Genomic DNA, 19,304 nt, shown 5'->3' on the forward strand with positions numbered 1-19,304 from the left:
GTTAGCTCTGTTTTATGCCGCTTGCAGGGGATGCGGTGTTGTGGACTGGGGGCCACATAAGAGCCTGTAGAAAGCAAGCCGAGTCGCGTTGTAGCGATGGAGATTGCCAAGAACTGGCAGGCCTGCTCGGTCACTTTAGCCCATTCCCTCGCAGCCTATCCAGAACGAAGAACGCGCAGCGTTGGGCTGCGCGTTCGAGTGATGGTCAATCTGGTTCCGGTGCACCTTCAGCTTGGGTTCGGCGGCAAGGACTTGTTGGCGTTTCCTTTCCTGAATCCCCGATCCCCCGCCATGAACGCCTCCAGCATGTGCGGGATCAGCGTCGAGGCATCGACCGCCTCGCCATACGCCTGCGCATGCAGCGCGGCGTAGCGGTCGAGATCGGCTTTCAAGCTGGCCGAGCAAGCGAAGGTCAGCTTGACGCTTTCGGTCTTGGGCAGCGGCCCCAGCCGCAGTTTCCTGGTCGAGCTCATCGCGAAGTCCCCTTGTTGAAGAACAGCGGCTGATAGGGCCGCAGCACCAGATCGCGGTTCACGATGATGCGCACTGGCAAGCCGGGACGGCTGGTCAGCGTGGGTTGGATGTTGAGGTTGCGCCGGGTCACTTCCTGGCCGACTTGGTTCACCGTGTCCTGCAGGCTGTCGCGCCCGGCGATGATGACGCGATCACCGTCCTGGCGGTTCTCGGGTGCGGCCAGTTCGGCACCGACGCCCAGCAGCGTCGTCAGCACGGCACCGGCAAAAATCCGATCCCAATGCCAGTCCACGTCGTCTTCCAGACCGGCATAGCCCGCCGGGTCGGTGCCGATCAGGTTGTCGAGCGTGAGCGAAGACGTGTCCGGCAGGATGATGCGGTTCCACACCACCTGCACGCGGCTCTGGCCGTAGCTGACCTGGCTGTTGTACTTGCCCAGGATGCGCGAACCCTGCGGGATCAGCAGGAACTTGCCTGTGGCCGTGTCGTAGATCGGCTCCGTCACCGTGGCGATCACGTCGCCCGGCAGGTCTGACTTGATGCCCGTCACCAGCGCACCTGCGATCACCGTTCCTGCCATGACTTGGTACGGCGATGCGGGCATTTGCAGGTTGCCGGAGTTACGGGTTTCCCTAGAGCCGCCTGTCAGGAACGCCTCTTTCTGGTCTTGCCGGTTCTGCACGGCAGTCGGATCAGCAGGCTGGGCCGCCGTCGAGGCTGGGCCAGCGGCCAGCGGATCGAAAGCGGCATTGGCAGCGAAGCCTGCCGCGGCAGCGACCTGCGACTGCGCCACGGGCGCAGCCTGCGGGGAACCCGTGCGGAAGAACACCGATGAAGCTGCCGCTGCTTCTTCTTCCTTGCGTAGCGCATCGTTGGGGTCGTAGCCGGGCGCGGCATAGGTGGCGGCAACTGGCTGCTGCGAATTGACGATGGCTGGCCCTAAATCGCCCGGCAGCGGTGGCCCGAGCTCCGGCACGTCGGGCGGCAGCGCTGGCAGCTTGGAATAGTCCGTCGGCAGCGCATCCAGCCCTTCCGACTTGGACACGCGATCCACGTTGTACAGCTCGGTAGACTCGCTCGCGCTGCGTTGCTGCGGTTGCAGCGACCAGATCAGTGCGCCCATCAGGCCGACCGACAGCCCGCCGGAGAGGATGGCCAGCGTGCGCCGGTTCAGGCGCGTGACCGGGCGCGGTTGGGCGCGCAGCGCCACCGCCTCGGGTGCCACCTTGTCCGCCTGCGGCGCGTCAAGGTCGGGGGTATCGTCCTGGCTCATGCTCAGTTCCTCCCAGCAATGCCATCCGTGCGCTCGATGCGCACCACGTCGCCCTTGTCGGCCCCTAGGCGCAGTTCGGCCGCACCGAACAGCCGATCCACGATGTAGTACGGCGAGCGGAAGCGGTAGTTCACCAGTTGCCCATGGCCCTGCGCGCCGATGACAAACAGCGGCGGCAGCTCGCCCTGGGCGATGCCTGCAGGAAACTGGATATAGACCTTCTCGCCATCGTCGAAGGCGCGCAGCGGCTTCCACGGTGGATTGCTGCCGCTGATTGCATAGCGAAACCGGATGTTCTCCAGCGACAAGCCTGCATCGACCGGCGCGGCAGCGTTGGCGGCTTGGGCCTGGCGCTGCAAGGCCAGCATTCGATCCTTGGGATAGTCCCAGGACACGGACGCCATCCATGCCTTGTCGGTCGAAGTCAGTTCCAGCAGGTACGTCCTGCGGCTGGTGGTGATGACCAGATTGGTCTTCAACCCGGAACGGATAGGCTTGACCAGCACATTGACGCGCAGATCGGCCCCGCTGCCGCTGGAGGTGTCGCCCACGATCCAGCGCACGGTATCGCCCGCAGCGACCGTCACCAGTTCCTCGCCGGGCTGGAGCGCGATCACGGTCACGCGGCCCACGGACGCATAGACCTGATACAGCGCGCCGTCAGTGAAGGGCCAGACCTGGATCGCATTGACGTAGCCCTCACGGGTCGGCGCAATGCGCGCCTCGGCATTGGCACGCGAAACGCGCACCTTCTCGTCGGCAGGCTCCGGTGAAGCCGGGGTCGCATCAACGTCCGGCAGCGGTTTCAACTGTCCGGGCAATGCCAACGGTTCGGGCACTGCCACCACTTCGATGGGCGTGGGCGGCTCGGGCAATGGCTGAGCCTGCACCGGCTCATCGAGCGAGATCACCGGCGGCGGCTTGCCCTGCGTGGCGCAGCCCGCAAACAGGACAGTCGATGCCAGCAGGATCACCGGCAATGCGGTTTTACGGAAACGTGCATTCATGGTTTGGCTCCTTCAGAAGAATCCAGTTCACGGCTCCACGACAAGCCATTGACGTAGATGCCCAGCGGGTTGCGGCGCAGGCGTTCTTCGGTGCGCGGGGTCTGCTGCACGATGGACACCACCGCCGTCCATCGCTCCAGCCCGGTCGCCGCGCCATTGACGTAGCGGCGCTCTGTCCAGCGCACGTTGAACGACGCCTCGCTGGCGCGAACCACACTGGTGATCTGCACCGTCACCGATTCCTTGCCGATGCGGGCAAACGGGTCATTCACCCGCGCATAGTCGTTGAGCACCGCCGCGCCACGATCGGTGGTGTAGTCGTAAGCATCGAGCCAGTTCTGGCGCACGACGATGGGGTCAATGGACAGCGAGCGCACCAGCGTCACGAAGCGCGCGATGTGGTGTGCCGTCTGCGCATCGGTGAGCCGATACGGCGTGGCCGCTTCGCCCACGGTGCGCACCTGGCCGGACTGATCGACCTCGATGACATAGGGCGTGACGATGGATTGGGCCGAGCGCCACACCAGGCCGCCGGCCATCAGCAATGCGAGCACCAGGCAGCCGAAGGCCATCAGCCGCCAGTTCTTGGCCTGCACGCGGGCCGAGCCGATGCGCTCGTCCCACACCTGGGCAGCGGCTTGATACGGAGTGGCAGGCTGCGGCGTATCGGCATAGCGCACCTGCGGTCTTTTGAATCGCATGGAGTTCTCCTTGAAAGTCAGCTATCGGAATCCCGCAGGCTCGGGCCTTGGCCCGAACCGCCGCCGTCGCCACCGCGCAGCGTGTGCGCGGCCGTAGTGGTGGCCTGGATGAGTCGTTGGCGGCGTTGCAGGTTTTTGGCCCAACCGGGCTGCTCTTGTTTTTGCGCGTTGGCTGTGTTGCCAGCGGCATCGCCTGCGGCGGCTGGCCCCGCAGTGCCACCGCCTGAGCCGCCATCGGCACCAGAGCCTTGCCAGCCTGCTTTGAATGGCGCTGCAGCCTTGGCCGCTGCTGCCTTGATGCCAGCACCAGCGCGCTGGCCAGCGGCCTGTGCGCCGCCCTTGGCAACACTGCCCAGCCCGGCCATCGCGCCCTTGGCTCCGCCGCCCGCAGCGGCGGAACCGGCCTGGAAAGCCGACTTCGCGCTGCCAGCCGCCGAGGTTGCAGCCCGCGCACCAGACCCGGCGAGCTTGGCGGCAGCCGGTGCCATGCGCGCACCGGCCATCACAGCACCGCCCACGCCGGTGGCTGCGGCACCTACGGCAACCGCCGCGCCTGCGGCACCAATCGCAGCACCAGCCATCGCGCCTGCGCCAAGCTGCGGTGCACCGGATACCAGCCCGGTGGCAATGCCCGGCCCGAAGATCCCCAACGCCAGCAGCGTGAGCGAGGCCAGCATGATGACCACCGCATGGTCGATGGACGGCTCGGCCGGATGCACTTGGAACTCGGCAAACAGGCCCGAGCCGATGCCAACGATGACGGCCAGCACCAGCACCTTGATGCCCGAGGACACCACGTTGCCCAGCACCTTTTCGGCGAGGAACGAGGTCTTGTTCCACAAGGCGAAAGGCACCAGCACGAAGCCCGCCAGCGTGGTCAGCTTGAACTCGATCAACGTGATGAAAAGCTGGATCGCCAGCACGAAGAAGCACAGGATCACCACGGCCCAGGCCAGGAACATGACCACGATGGGCGTCATGTTCACGAACACCTCGGGGAAGCCCGCCATGTCGCTGATCTGCTCAAGAATCGGCGCTGCCGCGTCGATGCCGGTCTTGGCCAGGCGGCCCGGTTGCAGAAATTCGCCCATGCTCATCGTCGAGCCGCTGGCCGTTAGGCCCAGGCCCGCGAACGAGCGGAAGACGATGCTGGCCAGCCAGTTGAAGTTGTTGATGATGTAGGCGAAGGCGCCGACGTAAAGCACCTTGCGCAGCAGTTTTGCGATCAAGTCATCGCCCTGGCCGGTGGCGTGGCTCATCGCCCAGTACAGCCCAGCGATGGTCATGTCGATGACGATCAGCGTGGCGGTCAGGAACGCGACTTCGCCCTGCAGCAGCCCAAAGCCCGAGTCGATGTAGCGCGAGAAGGTAGCGAGGAATCGGTCGATCACTGTCACGTCATTCATGGCACGTCCCCCTCGAAGGGCATGGCGTCCTGGTCACTGATGGGTGTGTCGAAGCTCGGTGGGATCGGCGGCAGATCGGCCAGCGTGTGGAACTCGTCAGGCCCGGTTTCACCGGCGAAGAAGCGCCGCCGGAAGGCTTCAGCCGCAGCCAGGCAAGCGTCTTCGCCTGCCGTAGCCCGGTCGGCTGCACACTGCGCACGCAAAACCTTGAGCCGCGCGGGATTGGCAGCCAAGGCTGCGGCCAGGTCTTCGGTCGGCTGCTGGCTGCAAGCGACCAGCAGCACGGGCAGCAGCAAGGAAACGCATCGCATGGCCGTCTCCCGTCAGTTGCCGTAGAAATCCACGCGCTGCGGCGTGTATGGCGTGCCGTCGCCTAGGAAGCGGCGCGTCACTTCCCGGCCGCGTTCGACAGCCGCTGCTTGGCGTGCCAGTTCCAGCGCGGCGGCGCGTTCCTGCGTGATCTGGAGCTGCTGCGCCTGGATCGACTGCTTGGCCTGCAAGGCCAGAAGCTGATTGGTCGCCTGCATGGCTTGCAGTGCGCCGGTGGCGGACTGACTCTGGCTGACCAGGTCGGACAGCGCGCTTTCGTCTTGCGCCAGGTTCTGCGACACCTGCGCCTGCATCCGCATCGCGGTATGCAGGCCGTTCAAGGTGTTCTTCCAGCGTTCCTGCGCGTCGCGCAGCATCTGGTCGCCGCTGACGGTCGCGGCGTACTGCTCCGGGTACAGCCGGGCGAAGGTGGCATCCATGCTCTGCACGTCGTAGGCCAGGCCGCGAGCCTCGGCGATCAGCCGCTCGGTGGTCGCCAGCGTCGAGCGCAGGCGATTGACGATGTTGAAGTCCAGATTCGTCAGATTGCGCGCCTGGTTCATCAGCATCTGCGCTTCGTTCTGAAGCTGGTTGATCTGATTATTGATCTGCTCCAGCGTGCGCACGGCGGTCAGCGTGTTCTGCACGAAGTTGGACGGGTCGAACACCGTCAGCGCGGATGCAGGCTGCACGGCCAGCAGCGATGCCGACAGCACGGCGGCGAGCGAGACGGACCGCAAACGGGGTTGGGTTTTCATGGTGAAACCTCCTGGGGTTGAGAAGCGAGGAAGGACGCTGCCGCCGGCGAGGACGGCAGCAGATCAGCGGCCCAATCGAGGCCACGATGACGCAGCCAGGCACCGGCGAAGCCCGGTGTGCCTGCGTCCAGCAGCACGCGATCCATGTCGCGTTGGTCTTGCGGAGTGGATGCCCCGGCGAAGGCCAAAGTTGCTGGCCCCAGGTCGAGGTCGAACAGGCGATTGCCCAGGCGCGATTGGTAGTAGTAGTCACGCTTGGGCTGCGCGGTCGCCACGATCTCGATCTGGCGGCTGTTGAGGCCGAAGCCCTCGTAGATCGTGCGGATCTGAGGCTCGGTCGCCTGTGGGTTAGGGAGAAAAATCCGGCTGGCGCAGCTTTCGATCACTGCCGGTGCAATACTTGAATCCTTGATGTCGGCCAGCGACTGCGTGGCGAAGATGACGCTGACGTTCTTCTTGCGCAGCGTTTTGAGCCACTGGCGGATGCGGGCAGCGAACACCGGATCATCGAGGAACAGCCAGGCTTCATCGAGGATCAACAGCGTGGGCGCGCCGTCGAAGCGTTCATCGAAGCGGGCGAACAGGTAGCCCAGCACGGCCAGCACTGCCGCCTTGCTGTGCATCAGCTCTTCCATCTCGAAGCCCTGCACGCTGCCGGAACCCAGCCGATCAGAATCGGCGTCCAGCAGCTTGCCGTGGGCACCACCCAGCACATAGGGCGCGAGCGCCTGGCGCAGTGCGTTCGATTGCAGCAGCACCGAGAGGCCCGTCAGCGTGCGCTGCTCCACCGGCGCGCCGGCGAGGCTGCCGAGTGCCGACCAGATCGCGGCCTTCTCGTCCGGGCCAATGGAGACACCTTCATGCAGCAGGCGGCCTTCCACCCATTCGGCGGCCCAGGTGCGGTAGCCCTCCTGGTCGATGCGGGCCAATGGCTGGAAAGCAATCGCCCCGTCATTGCCTAGGTCGTAATGCTCGCCGCCCAGCCCGAGGATTGTGGCACGCATGGAGCGGCCCATATCGAAGGCGAAGATGCGCGAGCCGGGATAGCGGCGAAACTGCATCGCCAGCGTAGCGAGCAAGACCGACTTGCCCATGCCGGTCGGCCCGGCGACCAGCGTGTGGCCCACGTCGCCGATGTGCGTGACCAAGCGAAAAGGCGTCGCGCCATCGGTGCGGGTGACGATCAACGGCGGGCCATCCAGATGCGCGTTCTTCTCCGGCCCGGCCCACACCGCTGACAGCGGCATCATGTGCGCCAGGTTCAGCGTCGAGACGATGGGCTGACGCACGTTGGCATAGGCATTGCCAGGGATGGACGACAGCCAGGCATCGACTGCATTGAGGGTCTCGGGGATGGTCACGAAGCCCCGGCCCTGGATGACGCGCTCCACCATGCGCAGCTTCTCGTCGGCTACGGCCGGGTCGGCATCGAGCACCGTCACAGTGACGGTGAGGTAGCCGAAAGCGACTTGATCGCTGCCCAGTTCCTGCAAGGCGGCATCGGCGTCGGCCGCCTTGTTGCTAGCATCGGTATCGACCAGCGGGCTTTCCTGCTGGAAGATCGTTTCGCGCAACAGCGCGACGACGTTCTTGCGTTTGGCAAACCACTGGCGGCGCAGGCGGCCGAGTTCTTTTTCCGCCTCAGCTTTGTCCAGGCACAAAAAGCGCGTGCTCCAGCGGTAGCCAAAGCCCAGGCGGTTGAGGTCGTCCAGAATCCCTGGCCACGTCGAAGTCGGAAAGCCTCGCACCGACACCACGCGCAGGTGCTGGTCGCCCAGCATGGGCGCCAGACCACCGACCAGGGCGCAGTCGGCCAACAGTGCGTCGATATGGAACGGCACGTCGGGCACACCGACGCGGTAGCGCCGCATGGACACCGTGGCGTGCAGGTAGCTCAGTGTCTGGCTGTCATCGAGCCAGGCGATTTCCGGCATCACGCCGTCGAGCAAGTCGAACACGCGATCCGTTTCCGCCACGAAGGCTTCCAGCCGCCCACGCCAGTCCACGCCATCGCCTGGCGGGTTCTCATAGAGCATTTTGGCGGCGCGGGCGCGGGACTCTTCTGGTGGAAGATAGGCAAGTGTGAAGTGATAGGCACTCTCAAAATGCTGGCCGGATTCCTCGAAGGCCGCGCGGCGTTCTTCATCCACCAGCCATGACAACGGCTCCGGGAATTCGGAGCGTGGATAGCCTGCTGCCGGGCGGCGCTCGGCTTCGATGAACAAGGCCCAGCCCGAACCAAGCCGGCGCAGTGCGTTGTTCAGCCGCGCTGATGTAGCTATTAGTTCGCCTTGCGTGGCGCTGTCCAGATCCGGCCCGCGAAAGCGTGCCGTGCGCTGGAACGAGCCATCCTTGTTCAGTACCACGCCCGTCGCGATCAGCCCGGCCCAAGGCAACCAGTCGGCCAAGAGCGCTGGCCGCTGGCGGTATTCGGCAAGGTTCAGCATGTCGGCTTCTCCCTATGCGTCCAGCAGCGGCTTGTGTTTGATGTGCCGGGCGAAGACCTGCATGAACTGCGGATCGACACGCGCCCCCCAAACCGCCAGCGAATGGCCGACGATCCACATCACCACGCCGGGAATCCACAGTTGCAGGCCCAGCCCGACGGCGGCGGCTAGCGTGCCGTTGGCGATCGCTACGGTGCGCGGCGCACCGCCCAGCAGGATCGGCTCGGTCAGTGAGCGATGCAGCGGCACTTCAAACCCCGGAAGATCGGTGGCCGTGCTCATACGACGGCCCCGCCGGAGAAGCTAAAGAACGACAGGAAGAAGCTCGAAGCCGCGAAGGCGATGGACAGGCCGAAGACGATCTGAATCAGCTTGCGGAAGCCACCGCTGGTATCACCGAAGGCCAGCGCCAGGCCCGTCGCAATAATGATGATGACCGCGACGATGCGAGCCACCGGCCCCTGGATCGACTCCAAAATGGATTGCAGCGGGCCTTCCCACGGCATCGAGGAACCGGCCGCCTGCGCGGTTCCGGCCAGGAACAGCAGCAGCGCTGCCAGCAGCAGCCCTTGCCGTGCGGGGCGGGCCAGGCTACGCAGTCGTGCCAGGCTGGACAGGTGGGAAAGCGGATTTACGGAAAAGCGGAAAGCAGGAACGTGCATCTGCGTCATGGCAGTTCTCCAGGTTGGTCAGGGATCGAGGAAGGCGCAGCGGCAGCGGCTGCAAGAGGAACCGGCGGAAGCTCGGAGAACGGTGCTTCCAGCGCATCCGCCAGGCGGTAGCCCTCGCCGTCGAAACCGACGACGCGAGAAATGGTTTCGACGTGGCGCTTGCGTCCACGGCCTGCGATGTGGATCACGACATTGACCGCCTCGGCGATCAGGGCGCGGGGCGGATGCACCGCCACTTCGAGGATCAGTTGTTCCAGGCGCAGCAGCGCACCCAAGGCGGAGCCGGCATGGATGGTGGCGATGCCACCGGGGTGGCCAGTGCCCCAGACCTTCACCAGATCCAGCGCTTCGCCGCCGCGCACTTCGCCGACGATCACGCGATCCGGGCGCAGCCGCATCGTGGCGCGCACCAGCTCTTGCATCGACACCACGCCTGCGCGGGTGCGCAGCGGCACATGGTCACGGGCAGCGCATTGCAGTTCGATGGTGTCTTCGAGCACCAGTACGCGGTCGCCGGTGGCGGCGATCTCGGCCAGCAAGGCATTGGCCAGCGTGGTCTTGCCGGTACTGGTGCCTCCGGCGATTAGGATGTTGTGCCGCTCGCGCACGGCGTGACGCAGAAACTCGGCCTGCCCAGCAGTCAGGATGCCTTCGGCCACATAGCGATCCAGACCGATGATGCTCACGGCACGCTTGCGCAGCGCAAAGGCCGGGCCAGGTGCAGCGGGCGGCAAGATGCCCTCGAAGCGTTCGCCCGTCTCCGGCAGCTCGGCAGTCAAGAGCGGTTGGCCGCGATGTACCTCCGCACCGACGTGGGCGGCCACCAGGCGGATGATGCGTTCGCCATCGGCCTCGGGCAGTTCGACGCCGAGCGGCGCACGGCCAGAGGACAGCCGATCCACCCACAATGTCCGGTCGGGGTTAAGCATCACCTCCACAACGTCCGGGTCTTCCAGCGCAGCAGCGATCACCGGCCCCATCGCCGTGCGCAGCATCTGGATGCGGCGATCCTGGGACGCCTCAGCGGATGAGCGTGGATCGGGCGGGGTCTGTGGAACGGCACTCATGACGCACGCTCCGCTGTGCGTTGATGGGCTTCGGCCAACGCCGCCGCGTCGTCCATGCGCATGCCGAACTCACGACCTTGGGGGTGCAGTTCTTCCACCACGTCGCGCACCAGGCTGCGGCCACGCATCAGGTGCCGACCCAACTGTTCGACGAACTGCTCGAAACGAGCCTTGCCCTGAGCGCGAGCCGCATCCTGATGGGCTTCGGGCACCGGCGTACTGACGGTCAGGTAGTAGCGGATGAACAGCGCCAGCGTTTCGATCTGGATGTTCTGGTCACGCTCCAGACGCTCGGCCTGCCGCGACAGACGATCCAGCCGCTTGGCGATGGCGGCCTCACGCTGGTCGCCAGCATCGGGCGACAGCCAGGACGCCAAGGCAGCGGCGACGATGCTGGACTTCGAGACGCCTTTCTTCGTGGCTAGCTCGTCCAGGCGCTTGGCGTGCTCGTGCTGAATGAACAGGTTCAATCGGTATTGGCTCATAGGTTGATTCCGTCGTTGGGGTCGAGAGAAGCCAGTCGCGCCGTGCGTTGCAGTGCGGGGTCGAGCTGGTCGGGAAGCACCGGGGGCATGTCGTCGTCATCGAGCAGCGACAGATCGCTGGTCGGGGCGTCCATCTCGGGGGCATAGGCGATGGCTTCCGACAGTTCGGGCTGGCGGCGTGGGCCGCCGTCGTCAGTCGAGCCCAAGGCCTCCAGGTCATCGGCGGATGCCGTGGCCGGTGCCGCAGGAACCGCGGGTATTGCCAGGCCGCTCCAATCGTCAGGTCGTGCAGGCGGTACATCGGCGTAGGGGCCAGCCGTTACTACAGGCGGGGGCAATACCCGTTGTTTGAAATTGGCGTCGGCGAAGTAGCGCAGCTTCTTCGCCTTGATCGGTGCGACGCTGGACACCATCACCACCGCTTCATCGGTCGGTAGTTGCATCACTTCGCCCGGCGTCAGCAGCGGACGTGCGGTTTCCTGGCGTGACACCATCAGGTGCCCCAGCCACGGTGCAAGCCGGTGGCCTGCGTAGTTGCGCTGGGCGCGCAACTCAGTGGCGGTGCCCAAAGTTTCTGAAATACGCTTGGCGGTTCGTTCGTCGTTGGTGGCGAAGGTCACGCGCACATGGCAGTTGTCCAGAATCGAATGGTTCTGCCCGTACGCCTTGTCGATCTGGTTGAGCGACTGCGCGATCAGAAAGCTGCGGATGCCGTAGCCCGCCATGAAGGCCAGCGCCGTCTCGAAGAAGTCCAGACGGCCAAGCGCCGGGAACTCATCGAGCATCAGCAGCAGCTTGTGCCGGCGCTCGATACCGTCACTGCCATCGAGCGATTCGGTGAGCCGCCGGCCGATCTGGTTGAGGATCAGCCGGATCAGCGGCTTGGTGCGCGAAATGTCGGAAGGCGGCACTACCAGATACAGCGATACCGGATACTCTGCTGCGATCAGGTCGCCGATGCGCCAGTCGCAGCGCGAAGTGACTTCCGCCACGGTCGGATCACGGTACAGACCAAGGAACGACATGGCGGTGGACAGCACGCCCGACCGCTCGTTGTCCGACTTGTTGAGCACTTCGCGGGCAGCGGATGCAACGACGGGATGCTGGGCACCGCCCAGGTGCTTGGTCGTCATCATCCGGTGCAAGGTCAGCTCGAACGGGCTGGCCGGATCACTGAGGAAGTTGGCGACGCCGCGCAGCGTCTTGTCTTCCCCCGCGTACAGCACATGCAGGATCGCCCCGACCAGCAGCGCGTGGCTGGTCTTTTCCCAGTGGTTGCGTTTCTCCAGCGCGCCTTCGGGATCGACCAGGATATCGGCGATGTTCTGCACGTCGCGTACCTCATGCGCGCCGCGCCTTACTTCCAGCAGCGGGTTGTAGGCCGCTGAACTGGCATCGGTCGGGTTGAACAGCAGGCAGTGGCTGAATCGACTGCGCCAGCCAGCGGTGATCTGCCAGTTCTCACCCTTTATGTCATGGATGACGGCGGATGCCGGCCAGGACAGCAGCGTCGGCACCACCAGGCCCACGCCCTTGCCGGAGCGCGTCGGCGCAAAGGTCAGGACGTGTTCCGGCCCTTCGTGCCGCAGGTAGTGGCCGTCATGCTGGCCGAGAAAGACGCCAGCAGGCTGCGTCAGCCCGGCCTTGCGAATGTCGGCGGCATCGGCCCAGCGGGCCGAGCCATAGGTCGTCACTTTGCGCGCCTGGCGCGAGCGCCACACCGACATGGCGATGGCGACCGCCACGGCCAGCAGGCCGCTGCTTGCCGCGATCATGCCGCCGGTGTCGAAGACCTGCGGCGCGTAGGCATCGAAGAAGAACCACCACTCGAAAAGCTTCCACGGGTAATAGACCGGCTTGCCGTGGAAGTCGAACCAGGGCGAGCCCAGGCGTAGTTGGTAGCCCAAGGCTGCGGCTGTCCATTGCGTGGCAACCCACACACCGGCGATCACGATGCCGAACACGGCGGCGATCTGCCCGAACAACACACCTTGAGCCTGCATACCTTGGCCTCCGATTTCTCCTGCGCTGATTCCCCGTGGAAAACGCGGCACGAAGGCGTGCCGCAGACGTCAGGATCGGTGTCGGTTCAGTGCCGGTCAAAGACCGTTATCGGCAGCAAGGTGATGCAGAAAGCATGGTTTCATGCAGGGACAAAGCCAATAAAAACGCCGCAGGCATGAGCGCGCTGCGGCGTGTTAAGAAAGAAAAACAGGATATGCGGCAAGCCGCCAACGGTCAGAACTTCGGCGGCGTTTCCGATGGCGTGTAAGGCACCTTGCCGTCGCCGAAGAAGCGCTTGTTCGTCGCTTCGGCCACCCGGTTGCACAGCACGTCGCCCATCGTCGGGCGCTCGGTCTTGCACTGGAGGCGCAGTTCCTTCAAGCGCTCGGGATCGGCGGCCAGCTCTTCGACGGTCGGCACAATAGCTTCCTGGTTCGACGGCTCGGATGGGCCGCAGGCGGTGATTGCAGCAACCAGCAAGAACGGGGCAATCAGCTTCAAAATCATGATCCGACATCCTCTCGCAGATAGGGTTTAAAACGTGGGTTTTTCCGTCCCTTCGGGAGAGTCGATTGCGTGGACGCGCTGTTTGAATCGTGTCACCGATTCGGTGAACTCGTCCTCGCGGTACAGCACATACGTAACGAGCATGGGAGTTCGCCCTGCCAGCGAACGGGCGACTACGCCGGGTTCGCGGCTACCTGTGATATGTGGCGCTCCGGCTAAACCCAAGGCAAAGCCTGCTGCCACTAGCGCCATCATTAGGTCGAAGGACGCAACACGTTCTGCAATCAGCGGTTCCAGGCCTGCTCGCTGAAGCATGCCGTCAACCTGCCGGGCATGCCCTTCGCAAATCGAAGGATCACAAAGCACTAGTGGATGACGCAGAACCTCTTCAAGCGGAATGCGCTTGTACCTGAGCAATGGATGCCGCGCAGGCACTGCCACCATTAACGCATCACGCCACGCCGCCTCGGCTACGATACCTTGGCCGACTTTGTTCCACTGCGCAAACCCAACATCGTATAGATCGTCATGTAGCCCCTTGATCTGTTGAGAAAGCGGCACCTCGAAAAGGCGCAAATCGACTTCGGGTTCCTCCTGCCGACATAGCGCGAGTAACGTCGGTAAACGTGAAGGCGTGATGCCGTCAGACAGAGCGATGCGCAGTTGCCCATGAAAGCCATTGGCCGCTGCCTTAACGCTATCGCGAGCCTGCTGTAAGGCCGTGAAGATGCGAGGAACATGCTCGAGGAAAAGCTTCCCTGCCCGTGTCAATCGAGTGCTGCGGCTAGTACGGATGAATAGCTGCTCGCCGACATCAGCTTCTAGTTCTTTAATGGTGCGCGATAACGGCGATTGCTCGATGTGTAGTTTTTCAGCGGCGCGTGCGAAGTGCAGTTCTTCTGCGACGGCCAAGAAGCAGCGTAGATGACGCAATTCCATAGGAATCTCCCTGTCCATAGGCGCGTGGCCACCGCTCACGCGCGCCTTTCAACAAACTCTCGTCATGAACCGCCAATGTGTTGAAAACTTCTAAAAGGACAGGTTGTTATCAGCGGGACAAATCGCCTTATGCAGCGCAGATCAACTAGTTCGCTTCAAACTTCCCATCCAGATGTATTGCCGGTTGACGGTGATCGGTTTGGCTCAAACCTGACAGCCAATTAGTGGCGTTGATCAAGACTTAACGCAGTAGAAGAATTGGAATGTGTGACGAACGCAGTAATTCAGCCGTCTTGCTTCCGAACAGAAGAGCGCGCAGTGGCGAGTGACTGAATGCCCCCATAATGAGCAGGTCAATTTCCTGTTCTTTCACTGCCTTTTCGACCACTGCTCCGGCATCTCCGGGCACTAGCGAAGCGGTCACTTCAGAGCTCGCTCTCGACAGAGTTTGCTTCGCCCATTCAAGCGATTTGGCTTGACCGCCAAATTGATTTCCAGACATCAAAATTCTGATGGGCAAGCCTCGCAGCAAAGGGCTGCTGGACAACATCTCCATGCCACGCCGAATTGCAGTGCCGCCATCAAAAGCGATCATGACGCGCTCAGGAGGCTTGAATTCTTCACTTACAGTAAGAATCGGAAGCTTTAAAGCGCGAATAATGTTTTCGACGTGATGGCCTAGCTCATTTTCGTGCGTTCTGGCCCCTTTGCCTCTTCGCCCCAACGCCAGCAAACGCAAGCCTTGCGCTTGCTCAATTAACGTATCTTCCAGAGAACCGTGGCGCTGTCGCACATCGACACGGGCTGCACCTGCCAAGATTGCGCGTTCGCGCAGTCGGTTCAAAAACAACCGGCCTTGCTCCCTCGCGCTCTTGGCGTGTGCTTCATCTTCTGCAGACAGATGTGCCAACAGACTCTCTTGAGCGTCGATACCGATTGCGCCGCTGTGATCGTCATCCGTTGCCCGCTCGGGATGGCTGTCGATCACGTGCAGAAGCTCCAGCGGAGCATCAATACGGCGTGCCGCCCAGGCAGCGCAGTCGGCCACATGAACCGCGTAGCGTGATTGATCGACGCAAGCAAGCACTTTATTTTCGTTTTTCATGATTTGCTCTCCTCTTAGTGGCCTGCGAGCATGTCCGCTGCGCCGTCCTTGTCGTGAATCCCGAACTTGTCCACCATCGTGGCGCTGGCCTCGTTCAGGCCAGTCACCTCCACTTCCGTACCTTCTCGCCGGAATTTGATGACTACCTTGTCCAAGGCGCTAACCGCAGTGATGTCCCAGAAATGGGCGCGGCCGACGTCAATTCGCACCTTTTCAATGGCTTCCTTGAAGTCGAATGAATTGACGAAGCGTTCGGCCGATGCAAAGAACACTTGGCCGGTAATGGTGTAAACGCGCATGCGGCCTTCGTCCTCCGTGTGCGAGGAGGCATGGAAGATCCGACCGACCTTTTGGGCGAAGAAAAATCCCGAGAGCAGCACACCAACCAGCACGCCTTTGGCCAGATCGTGGGTGCCCACTGTCATAGCGACAGTCGCGAGCATCACCACACTGGAGCTTTTAGGGTGCTCTCGCAAGTTACGGATCGAGGCCCAATTAAAGGTGCCGATGGACACCATGATCATCACAGCGACGAGTGCTGCCATTGGGATACGGGCCACCCAGTCACCGATAAAAACCACCATCAGCAGAAGAAATACGCCAGCGGCCAATGTGGAGAGACGGCCGCGGCCACCGGATTTCACATTGATGACCGACTGACCGATCATCGCGCAACCGGCCATTCCGCCAAGAAAGCCGCTCGCGATATTTGCGACGCCTTGACCTACGCATTCCCGGTTTTTGTTACTGCTCGTGTCGGTGAGGTCATCGACGATGGAAGCCGTCATCATGGATTCCAACAAACCCACTACGGCCAAAGTTGCAGATACTGGGAAGATGATCTGGAGTGTCTCCAAGCTCAACGGGACATCGGGCAGTAGGAACACCGGCAGGTTGTCGGGCAACTGCCCCATATCGCCTACTGTGCGAATGTCGAGGCCGAGTAAGATCGAGACGGCTGTCAGCACCACGATGGCGACAAGCGGCGACGGTATCGCCTTAGTAACGTAAGGGAAGAGGTAAATGATGCCCAGGCCTGCAACCGTCATGGCATAGACGTGCCAGCTTACGTTCGTCAGCTCCGGCAGTTGAGCCATGAAGATCAGAATGGCCAAGGCGTTTACGAAGCCAGTAATAACTGAGCGTGAAACAAATCTCATCAGCGTGCCCAGTTGCAGCCAGCCTGCGATGATCTGGAGTACACCGGTTAAGACGGTGGCAGCGAGCAGGTACTGCAGCCCGTGCTCTTTAACGAGGGTGACCATCAGCAATGCCATCGCGCCTGTGGCTGCCGAGATCATGCCAGGGCGACCGCCAGTGAAAGCTATCACTGTGGCTATGCAGAATGAGGCATACAGGCCGACCTTGGGATCAAGGCCTGCGATAATCGAGAAAGCGATTGCTTCAGGGATAAGGGCAAGCGCTACAACAACGCCTGCTAACAGGTCGCGTCGGACATTGGAGAACCAGTCCTGACGTAAGGATTTCATCATTGATCTATTCCGGTGTAGGCTCGGCCGCAGGCTGGAACGGGACTAGGCGCGAATGCCTCTTTCCGATCCCGGAATAGAGAACAGCCCAAGACTATGGGCTGGCAAACCACAGCCAGTCATACATACAGCCTCGTGCGAGCGAAGATTGAAATTAGGAAACGGCTCGCTGCGAGACTGATAGTTACACTGGTCGATACTCCAATAGTGTTGGCTGTGAATTTGAAAATTGCTCTTGAATTGTAACCTGTCTTTGCGCGTAGCGGCAAGTTGAGAGGCATGACGACCCCATAAAAGCCATCGTCGTGAGGTGGATCACTGGCTTAACCCGCGCTGCCGCGTGAAATGCCAAACCGCCGTATCGCCCCGGACTGTCGCAGCAAGTTGCTGTCCTAGTCGCCGCTCAATCACAGGCTTCCACGGCACCAAGTTGAACCCGATCCCGTCATCGAGCACCGCGTAGCGCCCGCTGGCAAGCATGACGGATCGGCGGTAGATACCTGCTACACGTTGCCCGTCTGTGGTCGGGCGGTGCTCCAGGCCGGTTTCGGCGGCAATGTCCTTGGCGACCTGCGCCAGTTCTCGATTGCGCAGCGTGCCCAGCAGATTCCGGGCGAGGATCACATGCTGTCCCCGCCGCTCGGCCAGCCCCTGTTCTTCAAGGAAGTCGGCGCGCTGCTGCATGGCTTGCTTGGCGTCACCGCCAAAGCCCGAGTCGCCCAGCCCCTTGCCGCCACCGATCAGTTGTTGGTCGAGCCAAGTGGCGCCAATCACGCGTGCCTGCCGCTCAATCGGCAGATGAGATTTCAGCTCTACGGCCACGCCGCCCAGCCGTTGCGAGTCGTACTGGCGGCCACGTTCGGCCAGGTCGTCCGGCACCCTCCATAAGCCATCGGCCACGCGCTCCACGATGCCGGCCCGGCGCAGGGCTTCCAGCCGGCGGACGTGGGCCGCGACGACCTCCTGCGGGTCGCGGCCGGGCTCAGCTCGGCCTTGCTCGATCGCCAGGTGATGATCGGTGCGGTAGAGGCCATCGCTCGCCAACGCGGCGATGTTCCTGTCGGCCGCCCGCACCACGGCGGAACCGCGTACCTCCACCACGGCTCCGGTGGGATAGTTCGCCAGCTCGTCGCGGGTGTTCAACGCGACGTAGTGGGCCTTGCCGTCCACGCCGTCGATGACCAGATAGCCGCGGTCGTGCAACTCGTCGGCCAGCCCCTTGGCGGCCACGCGGCCGATGACGGTGCGGCCGTCGTCGCCGGGCTCGAACACCGCCAGCTCGCGCGGCTGGCCGCTCATGGCCCGCTGCATGGTGCGGATGATGTCGCCGCGCTCGCCCAGGGCGCGCAAGGTCTTCTCGGCATCCGCATGGACGGCCCAGGTGCCGGGCTGCGTCTCGTCGGCCAGGCCCATGCGCTGCAAGCGTTGCAGGCGGCCGATCAACAGCAGGCGCTGGCGTTGCAGCTTTGGTTCATTGAAGCGTTCGATCTGCACCCGGCCATCCTCGCCGGCCTCGCGTTGCAGCGTGCAGTCGAGGCTCGTCCACCGCTCTTGTTCCACCTCGCGCTGCAAGGTCTGCTGGATCTCCAGTTCAGTGCGCGGCCCCAGCCATTCCGTCGCCAGCTCGGCGGCCCGGTGGCGGAAGCCGTGGGCGATGTAGTCGCCCGCGATGATGAGGTCTTTGCCGGTGTCGTCGCGTCCGCGCACGATCAGGTGGGTGTGCGGGTTGTCGGTGTTCCAGTGATCCACCGCCACCCAATCCAGCCGCGTGCCCAAGTCAGCTTCCATGCGGTTCACCAGATGCCGCGTGTAGGTGCGCAGGTCGTCCAGTTCGGCGCCATCCTCGGGCGAGACGATGAAGCGGAAATGGTGCCGGTCATCGGCACAGCGTTCCTTCAAGGCTTCAAGGTCGGCATCGTCGGCCTGCGCCCCGTAGGCCAGACCCGGCTCGCCATCGCGGCCCGCACCGTCGCGCTCGATGTAGCGCAGGTGCTTGGCGAGTGACTGCGGGCTGGCCCGTTGGTGATTGACCAGCAGCGTCTTGATGGTCACGCGCCGCGACATGGGCGTCAGCTTCGCCCCGGCGAAACGCGCCGCCGTGTGGCCGCGCCCCAGGCGCGAGCCGGGCCGCTGGCCTGCGCGCTGGCCGCCGGACACGGCGGAATGGCGTATCGAGGACTTGCCGCCGCTGGCCTTGCCCGCCTGCTTGAGCACCTTGGAAACGAAGCTCTGGCCCTGGCCCTTGCCCCGGTTCTTCGGGGCGCTGGGACGCACGCGGAAATCGTCGTCGCGGTGGTCGGTCATGGATGCGCTCCTCGCAAGCTACGGCGTGTCCTGTCGTGCAAAGCACGCGGACATGCCTGCGTTGGCGCGGGCCTCGCGCCCCACGCGGCACGGTGGCGAAGCCGCTCCGTGCCGCGCCACCCCCATGTGCAGACAGGCTTTGGGCGCGGCCCGGTGCCGCGTCCTTTTGTCTTGCCTTCCGCATTTGCCTCCCGCATCCGCTCCCGGCAATTGCGGCCCGGTGGCAAGGCTGCACCAGCAGCCAGCGCACCGGCGAACACGGCGATGGCCGCAGGCCAGCCGTGTTCGAGGCAAGACGCCTGCACGTGGGACGGCTGCGCCTGAGACAGCGCGAAGTGCGGTGCGAATGCACACGCA

19 protein-coding genes are annotated in these 19,304 nt (G+C 63.4%); 1 reads left to right on the forward strand and 18 read right to left on the reverse strand.

Translation table 11 applies throughout. The features are described from left to right. Positions 1-227 precede the first annotated feature (227 nt). Genes Q9451_RS26320 through Q9451_RS26380 form a run of 13 tightly spaced genes read right to left on the reverse strand, consistent with a single transcriptional unit; the run spans position 228 to position 12,601 of the window. Complete coding sequence (locus tag Q9451_RS26320; RefSeq protein ID WP_019043472.1) at positions 228-473, reverse strand: DUF2274 domain-containing protein; 246 nt, start codon at positions 471-473, stop codon at positions 228-230. Beyond that, positions 470-1,747 (reverse strand): TrbI/VirB10 family protein, encoded by a 1,278-nt coding sequence (locus Q9451_RS26325; protein WP_019043471.1) that lies wholly within the window; start codon positions 1,745-1,747, stop codon positions 470-472. The genes Q9451_RS26320 and Q9451_RS26325 overlap by 4 nt, the downstream gene beginning before the upstream one ends. Before the next feature lie 2 nt (positions 1,748-1,749). Then, positions 1,750-2,754: a P-type conjugative transfer protein TrbG gene (gene trbG, locus Q9451_RS26330; RefSeq protein WP_023083099.1), complete on the reverse strand. Its 1,005-nt coding sequence runs from the start codon at positions 2,752-2,754 to the stop codon at positions 1,750-1,752. Beyond that, positions 2,751-3,455, reverse strand: coding sequence for a conjugal transfer protein TrbF (trbF, locus tag Q9451_RS26335; RefSeq protein WP_060446476.1), 705 nt, complete (start codon positions 3,453-3,455; stop codon positions 2,751-2,753). The genes trbG and trbF overlap by 4 nt, the downstream gene beginning before the upstream one ends. Positions 3,456-3,472: 17 nt before the next feature. Continuing rightward, complete coding sequence (gene trbL / locus Q9451_RS26340) at positions 3,473-4,861, reverse strand: P-type conjugative transfer protein TrbL (RefSeq protein ID WP_019043468.1); 1,389 nt, start codon at positions 4,859-4,861, stop codon at positions 3,473-3,475. Continuing rightward, positions 4,858-5,172, reverse strand: a complete 315-nt coding sequence (locus tag Q9451_RS26345) for a hypothetical protein (protein WP_023083100.1) — start codon at positions 5,170-5,172, stop codon at positions 4,858-4,860. The genes trbL and Q9451_RS26345 overlap by 4 nt, the downstream gene beginning before the upstream one ends. A 12-nt stretch (positions 5,173-5,184) precedes the next feature. After that, complete coding sequence (gene trbJ, locus Q9451_RS26350; RefSeq protein ID WP_023083101.1) at positions 5,185-5,928, reverse strand: P-type conjugative transfer protein TrbJ; 744 nt, start codon at positions 5,926-5,928, stop codon at positions 5,185-5,187. Next, positions 5,925-8,375: a conjugal transfer protein TrbE gene (trbE, locus tag Q9451_RS26355; RefSeq protein ID WP_019043465.1), complete on the reverse strand. Its 2,451-nt coding sequence runs from the start codon at positions 8,373-8,375 to the stop codon at positions 5,925-5,927. The genes trbJ and trbE overlap by 4 nt, the downstream gene beginning before the upstream one ends. A 12-nt stretch (positions 8,376-8,387) precedes the next feature. Continuing rightward, positions 8,388-8,657 (reverse strand): VirB3 family type IV secretion system protein, encoded by a 270-nt coding sequence (locus tag Q9451_RS26360; RefSeq protein WP_019043464.1) that lies wholly within the window; start codon positions 8,655-8,657, stop codon positions 8,388-8,390. After that, positions 8,654-9,046: a TrbC/VirB2 family protein gene (locus Q9451_RS26365; RefSeq protein WP_019043463.1), complete on the reverse strand. Its 393-nt coding sequence runs from the start codon at positions 9,044-9,046 to the stop codon at positions 8,654-8,656. Before Q9451_RS26365 ends, Q9451_RS26360 begins: the two co-directional genes overlap by 4 nt. Then, positions 9,043-10,113, reverse strand: coding sequence for a P-type conjugative transfer ATPase TrbB (gene trbB / locus Q9451_RS26370; RefSeq protein WP_019043462.1), 1,071 nt, complete (start codon positions 10,111-10,113; stop codon positions 9,043-9,045). The genes Q9451_RS26365 and trbB overlap by 4 nt, the downstream gene beginning before the upstream one ends. Next, positions 10,110-10,598 (reverse strand): hypothetical protein, encoded by a 489-nt coding sequence (locus tag Q9451_RS26375; RefSeq protein ID WP_023083102.1) that lies wholly within the window; start codon positions 10,596-10,598, stop codon positions 10,110-10,112. Before Q9451_RS26375 ends, trbB begins: the two co-directional genes overlap by 4 nt. Further along, positions 10,595-12,601 carry a conjugal transfer protein TraG gene (locus Q9451_RS26380; RefSeq protein ID WP_019043460.1) on the reverse strand — a complete coding sequence of 669 codons (2,007 nt, stop codon included), beginning with the start codon at positions 12,599-12,601 and terminating at the stop codon, positions 10,595-10,597. Before Q9451_RS26380 ends, Q9451_RS26375 begins: the two co-directional genes overlap by 4 nt. 89 nt (positions 12,602-12,690) lie before the next feature. On the opposite strand from Q9451_RS26380, the gene Q9451_RS26385 reads away from it, so the two are divergent. Further along, positions 12,691-12,870, forward strand: a complete 180-nt coding sequence (locus tag Q9451_RS26385) for a hypothetical protein (protein WP_060446475.1) — start codon at positions 12,691-12,693, stop codon at positions 12,868-12,870. On the opposite strand, the gene Q9451_RS26390 is transcribed toward Q9451_RS26385, so the two are convergent. The 5 genes from Q9451_RS26390 to Q9451_RS26410 all read right to left on the reverse strand — a co-directional run bounded on the left by Q9451_RS26390 (position 12,837) and on the right by Q9451_RS26410 (position 18,947). Continuing rightward, complete coding sequence (locus Q9451_RS26390; RefSeq protein WP_024570447.1) at positions 12,837-13,103, reverse strand: EexN family lipoprotein; 267 nt, start codon at positions 13,101-13,103, stop codon at positions 12,837-12,839. The two genes, Q9451_RS26385 and Q9451_RS26390, sit on opposite strands and share 34 nt — an antisense overlap. A 33-nt stretch (positions 13,104-13,136) precedes the next feature. Next, entirely contained in the window at positions 13,137-14,048 is a 912-nt protein-coding gene (locus tag Q9451_RS26395) for a LysR substrate-binding domain-containing protein (protein WP_023083103.1), read from the reverse strand. Positions 14,049-14,289: 241 nt separating this feature from the next. After that, positions 14,290-15,153, reverse strand: a complete 864-nt coding sequence (locus tag Q9451_RS26400; protein ID WP_019043457.1) for a universal stress protein — start codon at positions 15,151-15,153, stop codon at positions 14,290-14,292. Between the two features lie 14 nt (positions 15,154-15,167). Then, complete coding sequence (locus tag Q9451_RS26405) at positions 15,168-16,646, reverse strand: SulP family inorganic anion transporter (RefSeq protein ID WP_019043456.1); 1,479 nt, start codon at positions 16,644-16,646, stop codon at positions 15,168-15,170. Between the two features lie 312 nt (positions 16,647-16,958). Next, positions 16,959-18,947, reverse strand: a complete 1,989-nt coding sequence (locus Q9451_RS26410) for a relaxase/mobilization nuclease and DUF3363 domain-containing protein (RefSeq protein ID WP_019043455.1) — start codon at positions 18,945-18,947, stop codon at positions 16,959-16,961. Between the last annotated feature and the right edge of the window lie 357 nt (positions 18,948-19,304).

The sequence above is a fragment of the Pseudomonas sp. NY8896 genome (assembly GCF_039634505.1).

What these genes read in the sequence shown, in the direction of transcription:
- Q9451_RS26320 (WP_019043472.1), bottom strand. Translation starts at nt 473, where the DNA reads ATGAGCTCGACCAGGAAACTGCGGCTGGGGCCGCTGCCCAAGACCGAA.
- Q9451_RS26325 (WP_019043471.1), bottom strand. Translation starts at nt 1,747, where the DNA reads ATGAGCCAGGACGATACCCCCGACCTTGACGCGCCGCAGGCGGACAAG.
- trbG (WP_023083099.1), bottom strand. Translation starts at nt 2,754, where the DNA reads ATGAATGCACGTTTCCGTAAAACCGCATTGCCGGTGATCCTGCTGGCA.
- trbF (WP_060446476.1), bottom strand. Translation starts at nt 3,455, where the DNA reads ATGCGATTCAAAAGACCGCAGGTGCGCTATGCCGATACGCCGCAGCCT.
- trbL (WP_019043468.1), bottom strand. Translation starts at nt 4,861, where the DNA reads ATGAATGACGTGACAGTGATCGACCGATTCCTCGCTACCTTCTCGCGC.
- Q9451_RS26345 (WP_023083100.1), bottom strand. Translation starts at nt 5,172, where the DNA reads ATGCGATGCGTTTCCTTGCTGCTGCCCGTGCTGCTGGTCGCTTGCAGC.
- trbJ (WP_023083101.1), bottom strand. Translation starts at nt 5,928, where the DNA reads ATGAAAACCCAACCCCGTTTGCGGTCCGTCTCGCTCGCCGCCGTGCTG.
- trbE (WP_019043465.1), bottom strand. Translation starts at nt 8,375, where the DNA reads ATGCTGAACCTTGCCGAATACCGCCAGCGGCCAGCGCTCTTGGCCGAC.
- Q9451_RS26360 (WP_019043464.1), bottom strand. Translation starts at nt 8,657, where the DNA reads ATGAGCACGGCCACCGATCTTCCGGGGTTTGAAGTGCCGCTGCATCGC.
- Q9451_RS26365 (WP_019043463.1), bottom strand. Translation starts at nt 9,046, where the DNA reads ATGACGCAGATGCACGTTCCTGCTTTCCGCTTTTCCGTAAATCCGCTT.
- trbB (WP_019043462.1), bottom strand. Translation starts at nt 10,113, where the DNA reads ATGAGTGCCGTTCCACAGACCCCGCCCGATCCACGCTCATCCGCTGAG.
- Q9451_RS26375 (WP_023083102.1), bottom strand. Translation starts at nt 10,598, where the DNA reads ATGAGCCAATACCGATTGAACCTGTTCATTCAGCACGAGCACGCCAAG.
- Q9451_RS26380 (WP_019043460.1), bottom strand. Translation starts at nt 12,601, where the DNA reads ATGCAGGCTCAAGGTGTGTTGTTCGGGCAGATCGCCGCCGTGTTCGGC.
- Q9451_RS26395 (WP_023083103.1), bottom strand. Translation starts at nt 14,048, where the DNA reads ATGGAATTGCGTCATCTACGCTGCTTCTTGGCCGTCGCAGAAGAACTG.
- Q9451_RS26400 (WP_019043457.1), bottom strand. Translation starts at nt 15,153, where the DNA reads ATGAAAAACGAAAATAAAGTGCTTGCTTGCGTCGATCAATCACGCTAC.
- Q9451_RS26405 (WP_019043456.1), bottom strand. Translation starts at nt 16,646, where the DNA reads ATGATGAAATCCTTACGTCAGGACTGGTTCTCCAATGTCCGACGCGAC.
- Q9451_RS26410 (WP_019043455.1), bottom strand. Translation starts at nt 18,947, where the DNA reads ATGACCGACCACCGCGACGACGATTTCCGCGTGCGTCCCAGCGCCCCG.